Here is an 18,713-nt window from a genome sequence, read left to right as displayed (position 1 = left end):
TGGTCGGATTCCGCTCCGGGTTGCCCCGAGGGGGATCATTCTCACAAGGACTTCTCTCACTAGGGCCCAACCTGTTTGGCGAACTTGACATCTCGGATCGCTCCGGCGGGCAATGTGAGACCGTCGGCGACGTTCACGCTGACGCCGACGCCGTAGGAGGCTTCCAGCAGCCTGAGACGCTGCAGACCGGGGCTGTCGTCGAACACGTCCCGCATCGTGTGCGGCGGCCCCACCGCGAGGATGGTGTAGGGGCTGCTGGTGGGATTGTTGTCAACCAAGATCGCCCCACCGGCCTGCCGAATAGTCACATTCGGCCCGATCCGTGCGCCATCAACTGAGATGGCCTCAGCGCCGCTCGCCCACAACGAGTTCACGACGAGCTGCAGGTCGCGGTCCAGAATGATTTGCTGGCTGCCCTTCATGCGTTGCTTGGACACATCGGAAAGATTAGGGCCTATACCCGGGTCCGTTACGGTCACCGTCAAACCAGGCCCGATGACTGGTGTGCTGGCGGCCGCTAGGCTGAGCGCATCGAGGCGGTTCAGCAGCCGCTGCCCCTCAGCGTTGTGTGCGAGCACGAGCCGCTGCACATCATCGACTTGAGCCGAAAGCACACTGCGCTGTTGGGCCAACGTGGCCGCAGCGGTCTGGGTCGAACGCACGCTTATCGCCAGCAGCTGCTGAGCGGCGCGCACACCAGGTGCGACTGAGCGGGCCTGCGCGACCGCGGCGGCAAACACCGTGGTGACCAGGGCCGCCGCCAACGCTTGCCAGATCCAGCTGAAAGCGCGGGCTCGCGGCGTGGTCGAGCGGCTACGTTCGGCCGCTGCCGCAGCGTAGCCGGGGTCGAGATGTTCGGACAGCAGAGCTCGCAGCAGGGAGGGCACCGGAACCTTCTTCGGCCGCGCTGCTGCGTGGAGGTTGTAGCCTGCGTTCGGGTCATAGCCACCGAGCTGTCGCTCACGTTCAGCCATGTTCACTGGCTTTTCGTACAAGCTGCCGATGGGCTTGGTGTTTGATCTTGGGCATCCGCCGCACGACCATCGTCATCTGCACCGCATACAGTACGAATGCCCACAGATAGGCATAGATACCCCAGATCAGAAACGCCCAACCGCAGGCGCCCAGAACACGGCTCCACAACGTGTCCCAGGTTCCCAGCAGAACAAATGGAAAGCCAACCATCAAGCTGAAGGTCGCCGCCTTACCGATATAGGTCACTGGTAAGGCCGACAGTCCGCGACTCCACAGCAACGGCAGCGTCGCGGCCAGTAGTGCGTCGCGTGCCAGCAGAGTGACGACGAACCACCACGGCACGATCCCGCTTAATGCCAACACGACGGGGATCGTCACCATGTACAACCGATCCACAGCCGGGTCGAGCAGCACACCCAACCGGGAAGACTGATCCAGCAGCCGGGCAATCTTGCCGTCGGCCCAATCCGAGGCACCGCTGAACACCAGAATCGCCACCGCCCAGCCGTCGGCGTGCCTGACCAGTAAAACGTAGACGAACGCCGGGATCAGCGTCAGGCGGATGGCGCTGAGCAAGTTGGGCACTGTCAGCACCCGATTGGGCGGATGCACCGGCTCCATGAGCCGTGACCTTAGCTCGGCGCCGATGCAGTCCGCAGCGTGGACTGAGGTGGGGGTACCTACAGCCGTGCAGCGGCGAGGGGGCGAGCCGGGCAATCAGGCCCAGCCCGGTGACATGACGGTCCGGGGAACAGGCCGAGGGCGATCGGACCTCAGCGGAAGACCCCGGGCAGGCTCAAGGTGGAAAGGGTGTCGTCGGACAGTGGGTTGTCGTTGACCATGTAGGTCCACGTCGACGTCGGCCGCGCCAGCTTGGACAGGTCCAGTCCCGGCTCCTCGTCGAGAACATTGGCGGTTTCAAACGTCTGCTGGGCGGCCTCGATCGCGTCGGCGGCCAGCGAAGCAAACGCGTCGACCGCCAATCGGTGAAATTCGTCCAGCGGGTTCTGCCGGCCGAGCGCGCGCAAATGGATGCTTTCGCGGATGTCGGCTAGATACGCCAGATGATCGGCCCAGCCACGGTCGAGGTGGTACAGCATGATCAGTCGGCAGATCGTCTCGAGACGTTCTTCGGACACGTCCTGAGCCAGCTCCTGGTAACGCTTGGGTGCCAGCTCTGCGAGCTCTTCCCGCGCGGTTGCGCTACGCAGCAACGTGTTTCGCCGATCCACGATGATGGCACGCTGCTGGGCGATCAACTGGTTGTAGCGCCAGGTATTCGCGTGCACGTCCAGCAGCCGACCTTCCGCGACGCGCTGGGCATGATCCAGCAAACCACTGGTCTTGGGGCTGATGATGCGGCCGTCCTCGTTGGTCTGCATCGGCAACTTGTTGCGCTCGAGATTGGCCGCGACGACATCGTCTTCCCAGCTGGAGAAGAACACCGACGATCCCGGGTCGCCCTGGCGCCCGGCCCGGCCACGCAACTGGTTGTCCAGCCGCTCGGTATGGTGCCGCCCGGTGCCGACGACGTGCAGCCCACCCAGCTCGGCGACCCTGTCGTGGTCGGTTTCGTCGGACCCACCGAGGCGGATATCGGTGCCGCGCCCGGCCATCTGGGTGGACACGGTGACCGCACCGAATTTGCCGGCCTCCGCGATGACCTGCGCCTCTTCGGCATCGTTTTTGGCGTTGAGCACGACCGCGGGCACCCCGCGGCGTAGCAGCCGCTCATGCAGCTCCTCGGATTCGGCAACGTCGCGGGTCCCGACCAGCACCGGTTGACCCGTTTCGTGCACCTCAGCGAGGTGCGCCACGATCGCGTCGTTCTTGGCGGCAGCGGTGATGTAGACCCGGTCCGATTCGTCCTCGCGAATATTGGGAGTATTCGGCGGTATCGGTGAAACACCAAGCTTGTAGAACTGGCGCAGCTGCTCACCGGCGGCCAGTGCGGTGCCGGTCATGCCGCACACGGTCGCGTAGCGGTTGATCAGCGCCTGCACCGTGATGGTGTCGAGCACCTCACCGGTCTCGGTGGTCTCGATGCCCTCCTTAGCCTCGACCGCGGCCTGCAGGCCGTCCGGCCAGCGCTGCAGCTGTGCAATGCGTCCGCGGGAGGCGTTGATCAGGTGCACCGCGTCGTCTCGGACGATGTAGTGCACGTCGCGCTGCAACAGGACATGCGCGTGCAATGCGACGTTGACCTCGGTCAGGGTGGTGCCGACGTGCTCCTCGGAGTACAGATCGATGCCGCCGAGCGCCTTTTCGACCTTGCGGGCTCCGACATCGGTCAGATGAACGTTGCGGCTGTCGGAGTCGGTGGCAAAGTATTCGTCGGCGTCAGAGCCGCCGACCAGCTCACCGACCAGCTTGATGATCTCGAGCCGCGGCGTCTCCCGGTGTGTGGTGCCGGCCAACACGAGCGGCACCAGCGCTTCATCGACCAGCACCGAGTCGGCCTCGTCGATCAGGGCCACATCAGGATTAGGCGATACCAGGTCGTCGACGTCGGTCACCAGCTGATCGCGCAGCACATCAAAGCCGATCTCGTTGACCGAGGCGTAGGTGACGTCGCAGCTGTAGGCAGCCTTGCGGTCCTCGCTTGTTGACTCCGCGGTGATCCAGCCCACCGTCAGGCCCATCGCCTCGAGCAGCGGGCCCATCCACTCCGCATCACGACGGGCCAGATAATCGTTGATCGTCACGACGTGCACATGCCGGCCGGCAAGGGCGTATCCGGCCGCCGCAATCGCGCCGGCGAGGGTTTTGCCCTCACCGGTGGCCATCTCGATCACGTCACCGGCAAGCATGCGGAGCGCGCCCAGTAACTGAACATCAAACGGCCGCAATCCCGTTGACCGCTCTGATGCTTCCCGGGCGATGGCAAGGAACTGGGGGATGTCGTCGGAATCCGCGAGATCGTTGAGGTTGAGCAGCCCGCACGCCTTACGCAGCTGCTCATCGCCCAGATCGGCAGCTTCCTTGTCGTACGCCGCCGCGGAAGTGACCTCGGCGAGAGAGCGGCTTAGGTTCTGTTCCGTGCTGGCGCCGAGTAGCCGCCAAAATCGGCTGCTCAGCCGGCCAGGCTGAGTGCGGGTCGTCTTAGACACAGGTCAACGGTACGCGACGTCTACAGCGGCGCGAGCGTGCGTAGGCTGCCCGCGACACGCCGGGCGCCGGCGTGCAACTGTGCACCCTCGCGGGCCAGCGGGCCTGATCTAAGCCAGGTTGGATCGGCGAGGGTAGGCGACGCTCGGATCGGTCAGCACATTCACGACCGACGGCAGACCGCTGGCGAAAGCACGTTCCAGTGCGGGCCGAAGCTCACCGGGCGCCGACACCAGCTCGCCGTAACCGCCGAGGGCGCGGACCACCTCGTCATAGCGGGTACCCGGGCGGAGCTCCGCCACCACCGAGTAGCCGTACAACGCTTCCATCGGGTGTTTCTCCAAGCCCCAGATTCCGTTGTTGCCGATCACCGACACGACGGACACCTGATGCCGGACCAGGGTGTCCCACTCCATGCCGCTGAAGCCAAACGCGCCGTCGCCTTGCAGCAGGACGACTTGACGGTCGGGCCGGGCCAGTTTGGCGGCCAGGGCATAGCCAGGGCCCGAACCCAGGCAGCCGAATGGCCCGCTGTCCAACCAGCAGCCCGGCAGATAGCTGTCGATCACCCGGCCGGCGTACGACCCGAAATCACCGGCGTCGATCACCACGATGGCGTCGCGGTCCAGCAGCGACGCCAGCTCGGCGTACACCCGCATCGGATGCAGTGGGATCCGGTCGTCGCCCAGCTCAGCTTTTTCAAGGTCACGCGCGGTCGTCTCGGCCGTCCGCAGCGCACGGGTCCAGTCCTGATGGCCGGTCCCACCGACGACAGCCAGCGCCGAGAGGATACCCGGCAAATCCCCGTAGAGCCCGGCCGCGACGGGCCGCGGATAGTCGCGATCGGGTTCAGCGCGGTCTGCCACGACGAGCTGTGTTTGCGGCCCGAACACCTTGCCGAAGCCCAGCCGGAAATCCATCGGCACCCCGACAACCAGCGCCACGTCTGCTTCACCCAATGCTTTTCCCCGTGCCCGTGAGAAGGCCAACGGGTGGTCGGCGGGCACGACGCCGCGAGCCATCCCGTTCATCAGCACCGGGATCTGGCGTTCCTCGGCCAGACGTAGTAGCGCGGCCTCGGCGTGCCCCCACCAGACGTTGGTCCCGGCCATGATCACCGGCCGATGCGCCGCGGCTAGCAGGCCGGCAGCCCGGTCCAGGGCTTCGGGGTCGGCAGCGGGAGCTGCGGGCAGGTTGGTCAAAGCGCCGGGGCCACCGCCAAGGTCGTCAGCCATGGAAAACGCGTGGTCCATCGGGACGTCGACAAAACCCACTCCGGACGGGGCACCCACCGCAGCCTGCAATGCTTCGTCGACAAGCCGACCCGCGGCATCCGCCGACTGCGCGGTGGCGGCGAAACGGGCTAACGGCGTCACGAACGGCACATGGTCGATCTCTTGTAACGAGCCCATACCCCATCGCAGTGCGGGTGCCCGGCCGCCGAGCACCACCAGCGGCGACTGGTTCTGCTGCGCCGCCGCCATCGCGCTCATTGCGTTGGTGACGCCCGGCCCCGCGGTGAGCACGGCCACACCTGGCTGCCTGGTCACTTTCGACCAGCCCTCGGCGGCGAAGGCCGCCGTCTGCTCGTGGCGAGTGTCGATGAGCCGGATACCCTCGCTGCGGCAACCGTCGTAAATGGAAAACAGATGCCCGCCTGACAACGTGAAGACGGTGTCGACACCGCTGGCTTTGAGTCGGCGTGCAATGAGCTGGCCGGCGTGAATGCTATGGGCCAGGACGGGATCGGTGCTCATATCGGCAGCCTATCCACGACTTTCGGGTACCTTCGCCGGAAGATTTCTGATGAGGTGCTTTCGGCGCCCGGCCGCGAGGAGACGTCAACGTGGAGTTAAGCCTATTCCAGCCATCTATCGACTGGGGCCACGCGCTGCCAGACTCGTTGTGGTGGATCGCCAAGGCATGGGCGATCAGTGCTGTGTGCGTCGTCGTCGTCTTGGTGGTGCTCAGCTTCACCACCCGCTGGGGCCGCCAGTACTGGCGGATTACCCGCGGCTACTTCATCGGCCCGCAGTCGGTCGGGGTGTGGCTAATGCTGGCTGTGCTGCTGCTCTCGGTCGTCACCAGCGTGCGGTTGAACGTTTTGTTCAGCTACCAAAGCAAAGACTTGTATAACGCGCTGCAAGCGGCCTTCGAAGGCGCCGGCGCACAGAGCGACCTGGTCAAACAGTCAGGCGTGCATGGCTTTTGGATGTCACTCGGAATTTTCTCCATTTTGGCAGTCATATTCATAGTCCGCGTGATGGCCGACATTTACCTGACCCAACGGTTCATCATCGCCTGGCGAGTGTGGCTTACCGACCACCTCACAGCTGACTGGCTGGACCAGCGCGCCTATTACCGGGAACGATTCATCGACAACACGATCGACAACCCCGACCAGCGTATCCAGCAAGACATCGATATCTTCACCGCCGGCGCCGGCGGCACCCCCAACGTTCCGTCCAACGGAACGGGCACCACCCTGTTGTTTGGGGCTGTCGAATCGGTGATATCGGTAATTTCGTTCACCGCCATCCTGTGGAACCTGTCCGGCCGGCTCGACGTGTTTGGGCTCGAAATACCGCGCGCCATGTTTTGGATCGTCATCGTCTACGTGCTGGTAGCGACGATCATCACGTTCTGGATCGGCCGCCCGCTCATCAGGCTGAGCTTTGCCAACGAAAAGCTCAACGCTGCCTTCCGCTATGCATTGGTGCGGTTGCGCGACGCCGCCGAAGCAGTTGCGTTCTATCGCGGTGAGCGGGCTGAAAGAAAGCAATTGGGGCGGCGCTTCACACCGATCATCGACAATTACCGCAGATACGTCAGCCGCACCATCGGGTTCCTTGGTTGGAACGCCTCAGTCAGCCAGACCATTGTTCCGCTGCCGTGGATTCTTCAAGCGCCGCGGCTGTTTGCCGGAAAAATTAACTTGGGGGACGTCGGCCAAACCGCGACCGCATTCGGCAATATTCACGACTCGTTATCGTTCTTCCGCAACAACTACGCCGCATTTGCGGCTTTCCGGGCCGCGATCATCCGTTTGCACGGGCTCGTCGATGCAAATGCCCGCAGCCGGGAGTTGCCCCACGTAGCAACTAGGTCGACCGACGATGGGACGGTTCGTGTCGCCGCTGTCGAGGTGCGCACGCCGGCAGGAGACCAGTTGATTGACCCGCTAGAGCTGCAACTTAACTGCGGCGACTCGCTGGTCATCACTGGGCGCTCCGGGGTCGGCAAGACCACGCTGCTACGCAGCCTGGCCGAATTGTGGCCATACGCTTCTGGGACCCTCAGCCGCCCCGACGGCGAGAACGAAACGATGTTCCTATCGCAGTTGCCCTACGTGCCGCTGGGCAACCTGCGCGGCGTGGTGTGCTACCCGAATTCGCCAGCCGACATCGACGAAGATACCGTGCGAGACACGCTGACAAAGGTGGCCCTTACCCCGCTGTGTGACCGACTAGACGAAGAACGTGACTGGGCCAAGGTGCTATCCCCCGGCGAGCAGCAACGCGTTGCCTTTGCCCGCATCCTGCTCACCAAACCAAAGGCGATATTCCTCGACGAAAGTACGTCCGCGCTTGACGAAGGGCTGGAATTCGCACTCTACGAGATGCTGCGAAGCGAACTGCCGGACAGCGTGGTCGTCAGCGTCAGCCATCGGCGCGCGGTCGAGCTGCTCCACAAACAACAGCTGGAACTGCTTGGCGGCGGCCAGTGGCGGCTGGGCCCGGTGGAAAAGGAGCCAGCGCGCGTTTAGGCTCGCGACGGCGCCGACATTGCCGTGACGGTTGTGGTTTCCACCGGAGTCACGACCATGGCGGCAATTTCGTTGACGTGCGGTCGCTAGCGCGCCCGCGCTGCCGCATGCGCTCCGGCACGGCGGCCGAAGAACGACCCCTCACCTAACTGTGTACCGCTGGCGTAACCCTTGCCATCCTGGGCGATGTTGGAGGCACACGCCCCGGCCGCGTACAGGCCGGCCACCACCGTACCGTCTGCGCGCAGCACCTGGCCGTCCACCGACGTGGCCAGCCCGCCCATGGTGAATCCGGCATAGAGCGCCTTGCCCAGCGACAGATCGAACGCACCCCATGGGCCTTTGTCTTGGGGGGCAAGGAATTCCGGCTGTTTATGGAAATCGGGATCTTCGCCGAGCGCGGCGTAGGTGTTGTAGCGGTCGAGTGCCGCGACCAGGTTGCCCTGCGGGATGTCGAGCGCGGCCTCCATTTCGGTGATGCTCTCCCAGCCGTCGATCAGCGGGACCAACGGCATCTTGGGATGCTCCAGGTGCGCCTCGTCGACGATCAAAAACGCGGCGCTGTCTGGCTGCTCCATGATGAATCCGGCAGTCCTGGAATGGTAGGAGTCTTCGGCGACGAACCGCTGGCCGAGTTTGTTGACGATGATTCCGGTGAGCAGGATCGACGGCGGGTAGGGCGGCGCCGTAATAAACATCTGATCCATGTGCTGGGTGGCGCCGCCGGCCGATACGCCCATCCGAATGCCCAGCCCGTCGTCGTAGGTGTTGCCGAGCACAAATGGCTTCTCGGCCAACTTTGGGGTGTATTTGGCCACCATCTCCGGGTTCATCACGAATCCCCCGGCGGCGATGACGACGGCCTTCGCCTTGATAGCACCGGATTCCGAGAATCGCTTCCACATCACGCCGGTCACGCGGGCCTCTGGGCCCGCACCATCAACGATGAGCTCGGTGGCACCGGTTTCGTAGCGCACCTGCACGCCCAGGCTTGCAGCCCGTTTGAGCAGCAGGTCGATCACCATGTTGGCGCCGCCGGTGTCGCCGGGTACTGGCACCTTGTGCCCCCGCGGCGCCGGCGCCGCCAACTCGAGGAACGGCCACACCTTCTCGTTGCCGGTGTACATCAAGCCCTCGGTGTTGGGCTGGATCACCGCCTTCCCCGGGAAGTAGCTGCGCTCGAACTGGAAACCCAGGTCTTCAAGCCAATTGAAGTGCTCGACACTGCCATCGCAGTAGGCACGAATCTTGGCCCGATGAGCTTCGTCGGGTTGCCGCGACACCGCGACCAAGTACTTGTACATCTCCTCGGGCGAGTCGGGGTGACCGGTCGCCTGCTGGACCGCCGTTCCTCCGCCCAGGTAGAAATGCCCGCCAGCAAGTGAAGTGGTACCGCCCGCCGCGGCGGAGCGCTCGAGAACCAGCACCCGCGCGCCGGACGCCGCGGCGCTGACAGCGGCGCATCCCCCGCCAATGCCGAAGCCGATCACCACCACATCAACGTCATCTGACCAGGACGCCACGGTGTCCGCACTGACGGTGGCGGGTAGTTCGGAGTTCACCGCTGCTCCTGTTTGATGTAGTCGTAGAAAGCCCTGATCGCCGGCGGGACATACGCGATCTCGATGAACGGCACTCCCGCCTGGGGCTTTGACACATAGGCGAACCGGATGTCGCCAGGCATCACGCCCTGCTGCACCACTTCTGCGCCGCGGCCGGCGGCCTCGGCCAGCGCCGCATCAAATCTTTCCGGGCTCTCGGCTTCGATGCAGATGTGGTGCAAACCGGGTCCGCAATCACGCAAAAAATCACTATAGACATTCTCGCCCCGGACCGGCGTGATCAGCTCCAACTGAATGTCCCCGAGGTAGCTCAGCGAAATGCTCGCCACAAAATCTGCGGGTTTGCCGCGGTAGCTGCAGGCATCCGGAGCAAAATGCACATCGGTAATCCGCACCCACTTGCGAACGCCTAACAGGCCGGTGAGAGCCGCTTCCGTGGCGTCCAGGTCCGAGGTAACCCACGCGATCTGTGTCGGCGACTGAACGGGAAGGTGCATCGCCTCGCAGGATAGCCCAGCCTGCCGGCCGGCAGAAGGGCTCGGCGGACTCGAGAAAAACTTTGCCACAATAAGCCGCGCAGGGCCGGGGAAAGTCGAATGAACACGTTCTAATTTCGGTCTGGCAGTCGTGGGTAGCGACCGTCAATGCTGCGTCAACACACCCACCAACAGCCGCATCTGGATGTCAAACACTGCCTCCGGGTCGGTCAGGGTGTCGGCGCCGTACTGCCCGAAGACCTCCAGGCTGGTCGCACCTACCACGCCTGACCACAGCAAAAAGCACTTGACGACGACGTGATCATCGCCGGGAAAACCGAACTCCCGGCGAATCCGTTCGAAGTCCGATGACATCGGTTGCGGGACCACGTCATTGGTCAATCTGATGTCCCCGGTGGCAATCCCGGCGGCGATGGCGTCGAACAACGCTCCCACCACCCGGGCGCCGACTCCGAGGGTGCGCTCCGCGGGGGCGTGATATCCCGGCACCGGGCTGCCGTACAGCAGGGCCCAGCGAGCGGGGTGCGTGACGGCCCATTGCCGCACCGCCCGCGCGATGGCGATCACGTCGTCGGTCCACTGATCGGTTACGGCGTCGCGGGCCCGCTCCACGGTGTCGGCCAGCTCGGAATAGGCGTCGACAAGCAGCAAGGTCAGCAACTCATCGCGGCTTGACACGTAGCGGTACACCGCCGAGGAAACCATGCCCAGGTCGCGAGCTATTGCACGCAACGACAATCCGGCTGCGCCGTGATCGACCAGCTGGCGACGGCCTAGTTCGACAATTTGCGCTTCGACGTGCTTCCGCGAGTCCTGCCGGTTACCCACACCGCCAGTCTGACACAACCGAGATCACCGCTCTTGCGTTCTAGTCAGCGCTGTGGCAGCGTAATCAGAATCGAGAGCACCGCTCTCAAGGGCGGTTGATCCGATCGAGAGGGATGCACGATGTCCACGCAATATGTAGAGCCGAACCGCGCTGCGCGGGCCGCCAACGCGGTAATTCGTTGGCTGGCCGAATTGGGGATCAGCATCGCCGGGACTCAGGCGCTGCGGGTGCACGGCCGCAAGACGGGTAAACAGCGTGCCGTGGTGATCAACCTGCTGACCGTTGATGGCGTCGACTATGTCGTCTCGCCACGCGGTAACACCCAGTGGGCGCGCAATGTCAGAGCAGCGGGCGTCGTCGAGATCGGACCGTGCTGGCGCCGGGAACGCGCCGGGATCAGCGAGGTGCCCGATGCCGTTAAACCTGAACTGTTGAAGCGTTACCTGACCAGGTGGTACTGGCAGGTCAAGGGGTACGCCGCAGGATTGACACCGGAATCAACCGACGAGCAACTGCGTGCTGCCGCGCCCTTGATTCCGGTGTTCGCGCTCGCCCTTCCCGCTGATAAGCGCTAACGAGGATTGGTCATCACTCCGAGATCCTGACGGACCTGTTCGGAGGTGGACCGCCAAGACACCGCCGCGGGCAAATCCCCCCAGACACTGTTGAAAATCCCGACGATTTGCCCCTGGCCCCCTGTGGGGGCCAGGTATACCGGCCCGCCCGAATCGCCTTTCTGACTCTGGACGCTGTGGGACATGGTGAACCACCCGTTGTTGACGCTTACCACGGTTCCGCAGGTCTCACCGGTGATAACACCGAAATGGCAGATCGCTTGTCCAGGCTGAACTACCACGGTTGGGTTTGATTCCAGTCGACGCCCACCGGGCAAAATATCGCTCGCTGTGACGTGATCGTCGAGCACAATCGCCTCATAGTCGGCGATTAACTGATCAGTGGCCACTGTCGTGCCGCTGGGCGTGCTATCCCGGAATGTCGCGAGATGGCCGATGACATTGTGGTCCCGGTCGGTGACCGCTCCCCCGCCGCGGCAGTGCCCGGCAGTGAACGCGATTTTTAGACCCGGATCGACATAACCCAAGGTGCAAATGCGGTTGTCCTGATGGATTTCCATGCCCGGGAAAACCAATGTGGAGTCCGCGCTGGCCACTGCCGGCGACAGGTTGGGCACGAATGCCATGACGGCAACCGACGCGGCGAATGCGCACATAGCCAGGCGGCGCACCATGGACTCCGATCCGTCGGGGCCGGCGCGACCGCCGACCGCAGGTTGAGGTTACGGTGTAATCCTCCCCTAAGGAGCGCGTTTCACATCGTCCACCCTGTTCAGTCGCCACTTCTGGCAGGAGGTAACGCTACCGGGACGTGGTGAGCGGGACACAGCCGTCGGCCTGCGCAGCACTGCGCGGCGCCCAGCCTGGCGGTCCGAAGACGTAGCCCAGCCGATCACGCAGGCGCGTCGCCGATCGCCAGTCGCGGCCGATCGCCACGTATTCGCGGGTCTGCAAGGTCCACACGTTGAATGTGTCGACTTGTTTGGTTAGACCGTAATGCGGGCGGAACAGCTCCGGCTGAAAACTACCGAACAGCCGGTCCCAGAGGATGAAGATGCCACCGTAGTTCTTGTCGAGGTAGATCTTGTCCATCCCATGATGCACCCGATGGTGTGACGGTGTGTTGAAGATGAATTCAAAGAGCCGCGGTAGTCTGTCGATCCGCTCGGTATGTACCCAGAACTGGTAGATCAAGTTCAGCGACCAGCTGAAGAACACCATCCAAGGGGGAAGCCCCAACAGCGGCAACGGAATCCACATCAAGATCTCGCCGCTGTTGTTCCACTTCTGGCGTAATGCGGTGGCGAAGTTGAAGTATTCGCTCGAGTGGTGGGCCTGGTGCGTCGCCCAGATCAGCCGGACCCGGTGAGCGATGCGGTGGTAGGCGTAGTACAGCAGGTCGACACCGAGGATCGCGATAACCCAGGTGTACCACTGGGATACCGGCAGATGCCACGGCGCCAGATAGCCATAGATCGCGGCATAACCGAGCAGGGCCAAGGCTTTCCAGCCGGCGGTGGTGGCGATCGAGACCAACCCCATCGAGATGCTTGCCGCCGAATCGGGGGTGCGATACGCGCCGGAGGGTGGTCGCGGCGGGTGGGACTTTTTGGGGACGGCAGCGTCGATCCGTTCCAGCTTGCGGGCCGCCGTCCACTCCAGAGTTAACAGCAGTAGAAAGAACGGAATGGCGAACAGCACCGGATCCCGCAGTTGCGGGGGTAACTCAGACCAGAAACCAGCCAACGCACCCACGTAAATAGACTACGACCCCGCGTGCACTGGGTGAGCGCCAAATGGTAGAGCTGGGCCGGTACATGCACCTTGGTCGGGTGGGCGGTACATCTGATTGATGGCGGCGACAAGTGAGGTGCTGAGCCGATGACCGATGTGGTTGTAATCGGCTCCGGGTTCGCGGGGCTGTGGGCGGCGCTCGGTGCCGCTCGACGGCTTGACGAGCTCGGGGTCTCCGCAGGCACCGTCAATATCACCGTGTTGAGTGCCAAGCCTTTTCATGACATCCGGGTTCGCAACTACGAGGCCGATTTGAGCGGCTGCCGCATTCCGCTCGCTGATGTGCTCGACCCGGCCGGAGTTGCGCATCTCACCGCAGAGGTCACCGCGATCGACGCCGACGCCAACACAGTCACCACGTCAAGCGGTGCGACATACAGCTACGACCGACTGGTGCTGGCAGCGGGCAGTCACGTGGTCAAACCCGCCATTCCGGGTCTGCGCGAGTTCGGTTTTGACGTCGACACCTACGACGGCGCCCTCACGTTGGAGCACCACTTGCGCGCCTTAGCGCACAGTGCGGCCGGGCTGCTGCAGCCAGCCGCGGCCACAGTCGTCGTGATCGGTGCTGGGCTCACCGGGATCGAGGCGGCCTGCGAGCTGCCGAGCAGGCTTCGGACGTTGTTTGCCCTGGACGGCATCGCACCGCGGGTGGTGCTGGTCGACCACAATCCCTTGGTTGGCTCCGATATGGGCGCGGCGGCGCGACCGGTGATCGAGCAGGCCTTGACGGATAACGGCGTTGAGATCAGGGCGGGAGCCGGTGTTGTCGCCGTCAGCGCGGGCGGTGTGTCGCTGTCAACGGGTGAGCAGCTGAACGCGGCCACCGTGGTGTGGTGTGCGGGCATGCGAGCCAGCTCACTGACCGAGCACATACCGGTTGCACGCGACCGGCTGGGCCGGGTACCGGTCGACGACTATCTACGGGTGACCGGCGTGCCCTCGGTGTTCGCTGCCGGTGACGTGGCTGCGGCCCGGATGGATAGCGAGCACCTGTCGGTGATGTCGTGTCAACACGGGCGCCCAATGGGACGCTATGCCGGCTACAACGTCATCAGCGACTTGTTCGGTGAGCCGATGTTGACTCTTCGTATCCCTTGGTACGTAACGGTTCTCGATCTGGGACCGGCTGGCGCGGTGTACACCGAGGGGTGGGATCGGGTGGTAGTCGCCGATGGCGCGCAGGCCAAGGCCACCAAGCGCACCATCAATACCCGCAGGATCTATCCGCCACTGACCGGCAACCGCGCCGACTTGCTAGCCGCGGCCGCACCCGACCTGCAGGCCCGCCCCTAGCTGGGGCCCTGATAAGTCGGGTCTCAGTCTGCCTGCGCTTGATCGCCGGCGTACCAGTGGACGGCGTATACGCCGGGTTGCAGCGAAAGTTCAGCCACCAGTCGCTCCAACTTGGCCGGCGTATCGCCGTCCATGAGCAAGTGTGCCGTCAAACTGATGTTGTCGCTGTCGGCCTGCCCAGTGTGGATACCCCGCAGGGTGATGTCGTTGCTGCTGGTGTGTTGCACGATGTGAGCGCGCGCGTACTTTTCCGATTTGGGACGACAGATCACCTGTACTTGATATGGCCGCAGGCTTTCGTCCTCTTCGACGACGTTATCGCGGTCGATCAGCCGGCCAAGTGGGCGACCCAGCAAATGGATAGCGACGATGGTGCCGGTGGCGATCACGGTGAATAGCAGGTGCCCAGAGGCAGCCAGCACACCGACTGCCGCCGAACACCACAGGGTGGCTGCGGTGTTGAGGCCCCGGACGTTAAACCCCTCGCGCAGGATTACCCCGCCGCCGAGAAACCCGATCCCCGACACCACATAGGACGCGACTCTGGTGGCACTACTGTCCTGCGTGGCGGCCGCGTAGAGGACAAACAAGGTGGCTCCGGCGGCCACCAAGGCGTTGGTGCGCAGTCCGGCCATGCGCGCCCGCCATTGCCGCTCAAGGCCGATCAGTGCGCCGCAACCCACCCCGACGGCCAGTCGGAGCGCGAAATCGGCGATGCTCAGCGTATGCATGGCGCCGCACCCTTTCCCGATCACGAGGCTCAGTGCCCAGCACCACCCCTCGCAGCATCTTGACGTCGGCAGACCGCGGCAGCTAACCAGGCGCAGGTGAACGGCAGATGTCTCCTTGCCGAATCGGCTAAAGTGCGGCTGAACCGTTTCTGGCGGCTAAACCGCTGGGTCGCGCTATGCCTTGGAAAGTTGTTGAGGGCAGTAGTATTTCGCCGCAAGCACGGCAAACTTGGCTGCGTGATCCATGGTGATTTGGGGGTTGTGGGTCTTGAGGTCCTGGATGAGTTCCAGGCCCGATTCGCCGTTGTTCAAGCACGTGCATACCGCTTTGGCGGACGCGACAGCTTGACCTGGGTTACTGAAGCCGATGTCGGTCTGCTGCAGAGCCGCGATGAAACCCGCGTCGTCACCGTCTGGGTCGGCGTACGCGGGAACGGCGAGGCCGATCATGGCAGTAGCGCCGAGCAGTACAAGTAGCAGTCTCATGACTCGTCTTTCTCCCGGGCCTGGGCAGATCTGAATTCGCAATGACACCATCTTCTTCGGTCTGCTAATCGAAACTGTAGGGCGCATAAAGTGAGCAGCTCAAACACTGAATTGGGTTGCCCATTAGCCCGATTGGGCGTCGGATGGAACGACTTTGGGTTTGCTGTTGGATAAGTGCACGGCGTGGATACCCGGTTTTTTTGAGAGTTGGTCGAGCAAGGCGTCGAGGCCGTCGTGATCGACGGTGTGGTGTTGCACGGTTTCGGGTTTTTCGGAGATCTGTGCGACCAGACGTTTCAGATTGTCGGGCGAGGTGGCGTCTTTGAGGTCTGCGAGTGGGGCCAGGCGGTGTCGGCCGCCGGTACGGGTGCAGGTCAAAGCGCTGGGAGCCCCGGCGCCCAGCGCGCTGCCGAGCATGCCAGCCACCGACATAGAGCTGAGTAAGCTGCCGGCGCTGAGGGCGGCTGCCGGCACGGCTTGTGGCCCGGCGGCCGACAATGCCGCGGCAACGGTTCTGATGGCTGGGGTGGCGGTGGCCCAGCTAGGCGGCACGGTTAACGCCCCGACCAGGGTGCCGCGGCCGAAATTCGCCGTGACGTTGTTGCCCGATATCGCACTGGTCAGCCAGCCCAGGCGGGCATTGGGTACGAGCCCGCCGCCGAGTCCTTCTTTGGGGATGGGGCCCAAGGGCGTGGATGGGACGAACTTGAGGAACTGCGATATGGGAAAGTTCGTCAGCAGCCCGATGTCGTTGAATTGCGTGGTAAAGCCAAGGGGAACCTTGACTGCGGAGTACAGGGCGGTCAACGTCGATGCACCGGTTGGCCCAAAAAGGCCGCTCAGTAGCGCGTTGACAGTGGCGGTGTAGCCGGTGGACAGGTTTGCGCCTACTTCTAGCACCGAGGACAGTGGGTTGGGCATTGCGGATAGTGCCGATAACAGCGCGCCGGCCTGGCCGGCTGTTGTGCTGGTGTCGGTGACGTGGGGTGGCGCGGTGAACGCGGTCAGTGTGGTGGCAGCCGCTGAGGTGCCGGCGTAGGTGTCCATGGCCAGAGCGTCTTGGACCCACATGTCGAGATAGTGGGCTTCGGTGGCTGCGATCGCGGCGGTGTTCTGCCCGAACAGGTTAGCTGCCATCAGCGAGGCCAGTTGACTGCGGTTGGCTGCTATCACGTCCGGTGGTACGTGGGCGGCCAATGCGGTCTCGTAGGCGCTTGCGGCGGCGTCGGCTTGGGTCGCGGCTTGGGTGGTTTGTGCGGCGGTGGCGTATAGCCAACTCAGAAAGGGGGCGAGCGCATTGGTCATGGCGAGCGACGACGGACCTATCCAGGGGCCGCTGGTCAGGGTCGAGATCACTGACGAATACCAAGCCAGGATGGACTGTAGTCCGCTGCCCAGCGTGTCCCAGGCCGCCGCGGCGGCACGCATCGGCCCCGAGCCTGGACCGGCATAGATCCTGCCGGAGTTAATTTCGGGCGGAAACGCTGCATAAAACATCTCGATACCCCTTGTTAGCTGGTCGTAGGTGGTGCTGGGCTATCGCTGGGGTCACGATGGTCATGCCTCAACGACGGGGATCACAATGATGGTGGCGGTGGCGGCCTCGGTGACCACGGCAGCTGGGGATTGCGCCGGCCCCCCGCTGGCAGCGCTGAACGCGCTCGCTGCGATCGCGCGTCCAGCCAAGCTCGACAGGGCCATCTGGCCAAAGACGCCGTTGGTGCCGGCAGACGACGCCACCGGCGCAGCCGCTAGGTTGGCCGGTAACACCGAGGCCAGGGTTTTGATCGCCGGGGCGGCGTGGGTCCAGCTCTGAGGCACCGACAAACTTCCCACCGCGGCCGCCCGTCCCAACGCTCCTGACACCGGACCCGCACCGGCTGGACCCACGTGGGGGGTCAATGAATCAGCTATCGGAGCCAACGCCCCGCTGATCGCTTTCGGGCCCGCGAAATACGCCGCGGCTCCCTGTCCGTTTTGAGCCCACGCGTAGGCCTGTCCAAACGACAAAAACGGGCCACCAGGTATGGAAGTCCACCCCTGCAGGGAATACGGCCCGGTCAAAGCCGACCAGATGGTGTCCCAGTTGGCTAGATCCGTCGAAAGTCCCGGCAACGTCGCTGAGATCAACTGCGGCAACACAAGCCCAGCGAAAGCGTTTTGCGACCCGGTCGACGGCGACGACAACACCGTCGTTGCCAGACTTTGCAACGCGGTCGGCACCGAATTAATCAGTTGGGACAGCTGCCCGCCGAGGTTGGCGGCGGCCACGCTGCTGGCCTGAGAAACCGCTGCCGACTGCGCGGTCCTGGCCGCGGTAGTGACAGTCTGCGGTGGATCGGTAAACGGCGCCAATCGCGACGCGATCGCCGACGAGCCCGCATAGGTGTACATTGCGTCGGCATCCTGAGCCCACATCTCCAGGTAATGGGCTTCAGCGGTAAAGATCGCGGGAGTGTTTTGACCAAACAAGTTGGTGGCGACGAGCGCCATCAGCAGGCTTCGGTTGGCCGCAATCACCGGCGGAGGCACCATTGCGGCGAACGCGGCCTCATAGGCAGCCGCTGCCATCTTGGCCGCCGTGGCCGCCCGTTCGGCCTGCGCGCCAGTCGCACCCATCCATGCCGCATAAGGCGCGGCCGCAGCTGCCATCGCAATCGAAGATGCCCCCGTCCACGGGCCAACTGTCAGGCTCTCGATCGCGGTACCGTACGACGCCGCCGTGGACTGTAGCTCGGCAGCCAACTCATCCCACGCCGCCGCCGCAGTCAACATCGGCGCCGAGCCCGCACCCACATACATCCGACCGGAGTTGATCTCCGGCGGCAGCGCCCCGAAATCAAGCATCTATCACCTCCGATCCCCTAAGTGGCCGCCATCCTAAGCGCGGCCACCTAGCCCGGCACGTCAGTCTGTAATACCGCTAATAAAATCCGTCAAATCCGATGGCAACAGATCCCCCTGCTCGCTACCTAAGAAATTTGTCAGGCTGCCATCTGCCCGCTGAGGCTGCCCGAGCTAATGTAACGACGATCATGATTAAAACTTATTCAAGCTGCGTTCCCGCCGTGTAATGACAACGTAAACAAAAAAC

The 18,713-nt window shown here is 63.7% G+C and carries 16 protein-coding genes; 3 read left to right on the top strand and 13 right to left on the bottom strand.

What is annotated here, in order from left to right; translation table 11 throughout:
• Positions 1–59: 59 nt before the first annotated feature.
• From B586_RS10495 to B586_RS10480, 4 genes are all read right to left on the bottom strand, one after another.
• A complete protein-coding gene (locus B586_RS10495) occupies positions 60–974 on the bottom strand; it encodes a DUF881 domain-containing protein (protein WP_047314190.1) in 915 nt (304 codons plus the stop codon).
• Positions 967–1,596, bottom strand: coding sequence for a CDP-alcohol phosphatidyltransferase family protein (locus B586_RS10490; RefSeq protein ID WP_047314191.1), 630 nt, complete (start codon positions 1,594–1,596; stop codon positions 967–969). Before B586_RS10490 ends, B586_RS10495 begins: the two co-directional genes overlap by 8 nt.
• A 152-nt stretch (positions 1,597–1,748) precedes the next feature.
• The gene (gene secA2 / locus B586_RS10485) at positions 1,749–4,085 is read right to left on the bottom strand and encodes an accessory Sec system translocase SecA2 (protein ID WP_054879996.1); all 2,337 of its coding nucleotides are present in this window, start codon (positions 4,083–4,085) and stop codon (positions 1,749–1,751) included.
• Between the two features lie 108 nt (positions 4,086–4,193).
• Entirely contained in the window at positions 4,194–5,840 is a 1,647-nt protein-coding gene (locus tag B586_RS10480; protein ID WP_054879997.1) for an acetolactate synthase, read from the bottom strand.
• 89 nt (positions 5,841–5,929) lie between these two features.
• On the opposite strand from B586_RS10480, the gene B586_RS10475 reads away from it, so the two are divergent.
• Positions 5,930–7,849, top strand: coding sequence for an ABC transporter ATP-binding protein/permease (locus tag B586_RS10475; RefSeq protein ID WP_047314194.1), 1,920 nt, complete (start codon positions 5,930–5,932; stop codon positions 7,847–7,849).
• 86 nt (positions 7,850–7,935) lie between these two features.
• Here B586_RS10475 and B586_RS10470 read toward each other — a convergent pair whose 3' ends face one another.
• The 3 genes from B586_RS10470 to B586_RS10460 form a co-directional block, all read right to left on the bottom strand.
• The gene (locus B586_RS10470) at positions 7,936–9,411 is read right to left on the bottom strand and encodes an FAD-binding protein (RefSeq protein WP_054879998.1); all 1,476 of its coding nucleotides are present in this window, start codon (positions 9,409–9,411) and stop codon (positions 7,936–7,938) included.
• Positions 9,408–9,908, bottom strand: coding sequence for a VOC family protein (locus B586_RS10465; protein ID WP_047314196.1), 501 nt, complete (start codon positions 9,906–9,908; stop codon positions 9,408–9,410). Before B586_RS10465 ends, B586_RS10470 begins: the two co-directional genes overlap by 4 nt.
• A gap of 144 nt (positions 9,909–10,052) precedes the next feature.
• Positions 10,053–10,736 (bottom strand): TetR/AcrR family transcriptional regulator, encoded by a 684-nt coding sequence (locus tag B586_RS10460; protein WP_211141480.1) that lies wholly within the window; start codon positions 10,734–10,736, stop codon positions 10,053–10,055.
• A 120-nt stretch (positions 10,737–10,856) separates the two neighbouring features.
• Here B586_RS10460 and B586_RS10455 point away from each other — a divergent pair, with 120 nt between their 5' ends.
• Positions 10,857–11,312, top strand: coding sequence for a nitroreductase/quinone reductase family protein (locus B586_RS10455; protein ID WP_054880000.1), 456 nt, complete (start codon positions 10,857–10,859; stop codon positions 11,310–11,312).
• Here the strand turns inward: B586_RS10455 and B586_RS10450 are convergent.
• On the bottom strand, positions 11,309–11,986 hold the full coding sequence (locus B586_RS10450) for an Rv1815 family serine proteinase (protein WP_047314199.1): 678 nt from the start codon (positions 11,984–11,986) through the stop codon (positions 11,309–11,311). The two genes, B586_RS10455 and B586_RS10450, sit on opposite strands and share 4 nt — an antisense overlap.
• A gap of 127 nt (positions 11,987–12,113) precedes the next feature.
• The gene (locus B586_RS10445) at positions 12,114–13,067 is read right to left on the bottom strand and encodes a sterol desaturase family protein (RefSeq protein WP_054880001.1); all 954 of its coding nucleotides are present in this window, start codon (positions 13,065–13,067) and stop codon (positions 12,114–12,116) included.
• 126 nt (positions 13,068–13,193) lie between these two features.
• On the opposite strand from B586_RS10445, the gene B586_RS10440 reads away from it, so the two are divergent.
• Entirely contained in the window at positions 13,194–14,402 is a 1,209-nt protein-coding gene (locus tag B586_RS10440) for an NAD(P)/FAD-dependent oxidoreductase (protein ID WP_054880002.1), read from the top strand.
• A gap of 23 nt (positions 14,403–14,425) precedes the next feature.
• Here B586_RS10440 and B586_RS10435 read toward each other — a convergent pair whose 3' ends face one another.
• The 4 genes from B586_RS10435 to B586_RS10420 all read right to left on the bottom strand — a co-directional run bounded on the left by B586_RS10435 (position 14,426) and on the right by B586_RS10420 (position 18,466).
• Entirely contained in the window at positions 14,426–15,133 is a 708-nt protein-coding gene (locus tag B586_RS10435) for an MgtC/SapB family protein (RefSeq protein WP_047314202.1), read from the bottom strand.
• A 174-nt stretch (positions 15,134–15,307) separates the two neighbouring features.
• On the bottom strand, positions 15,308–15,619 hold the full coding sequence (locus B586_RS10430) for a DUF732 domain-containing protein (RefSeq protein ID WP_047314203.1): 312 nt from the start codon (positions 15,617–15,619) through the stop codon (positions 15,308–15,310).
• A 123-nt stretch (positions 15,620–15,742) separates the two neighbouring features.
• Positions 15,743–17,116 carry a PPE family protein gene (locus B586_RS10425; protein ID WP_054880003.1) on the bottom strand — a complete coding sequence of 458 codons (1,374 nt, stop codon included), beginning with the start codon at positions 17,114–17,116 and terminating at the stop codon, positions 15,743–15,745.
• Between the two features lie 60 nt (positions 17,117–17,176).
• A complete protein-coding gene (locus B586_RS10420; protein WP_054880004.1) occupies positions 17,177–18,466 on the bottom strand; it encodes a PPE family protein in 1,290 nt (429 codons plus the stop codon).
• Between the last annotated feature and the right edge of the window lie 247 nt (positions 18,467–18,713).

Source organism: Mycobacterium haemophilum DSM 44634, from assembly GCF_000340435.2.
Taxonomy (GTDB): Bacteria; Actinomycetota; Actinomycetes; order Mycobacteriales; family Mycobacteriaceae; genus Mycobacterium; species Mycobacterium haemophilum.
Note: the sequence above shows the minus strand (reverse complement) of the source record. Positions and strands in the feature narration are given on the sequence as shown.

Bases quoted from the DNA above. Each gene is read 5' to 3' on its own strand.
- B586_RS10490 (WP_047314191.1), bottom strand. From the start codon at position 1,596: ATGGAGCCGGTGCATCCGCCCAATCGGGTGCTGACAGTGCCCAACTTG.
- B586_RS10435 (WP_047314202.1), bottom strand. From the start codon at position 15,133: ATGCATACGCTGAGCATCGCCGATTTCGCGCTCCGACTGGCCGTCGGG.
- B586_RS10495 (WP_047314190.1), bottom strand. From the start codon at position 974: ATGGCTGAACGTGAGCGACAGCTCGGTGGCTATGACCCGAACGCAGGC.
- B586_RS10465 (WP_047314196.1), bottom strand. From the start codon at position 9,908: ATGCACCTTCCCGTTCAGTCGCCGACACAGATCGCGTGGGTTACCTCG.
- B586_RS10455 (WP_054880000.1), top strand. From the start codon at position 10,857: ATGTCCACGCAATATGTAGAGCCGAACCGCGCTGCGCGGGCCGCCAAC.
- B586_RS10420 (WP_054880004.1), bottom strand. From the start codon at position 18,466: ATGCTTGATTTCGGGGCGCTGCCGCCGGAGATCAACTCCGGTCGGATG.
- B586_RS10425 (WP_054880003.1), bottom strand. From the start codon at position 17,116: ATGTTTTATGCAGCGTTTCCGCCCGAAATTAACTCCGGCAGGATCTAT.
- B586_RS10430 (WP_047314203.1), bottom strand. From the start codon at position 15,619: ATGAGACTGCTACTTGTACTGCTCGGCGCTACTGCCATGATCGGCCTC.
- B586_RS10450 (WP_047314199.1), bottom strand. From the start codon at position 11,986: ATGGTGCGCCGCCTGGCTATGTGCGCATTCGCCGCGTCGGTTGCCGTC.
- B586_RS10480 (WP_054879997.1), bottom strand. From the start codon at position 5,840: ATGAGCACCGATCCCGTCCTGGCCCATAGCATTCACGCCGGCCAGCTC.
- B586_RS10440 (WP_054880002.1), top strand. From the start codon at position 13,194: ATGACCGATGTGGTTGTAATCGGCTCCGGGTTCGCGGGGCTGTGGGCG.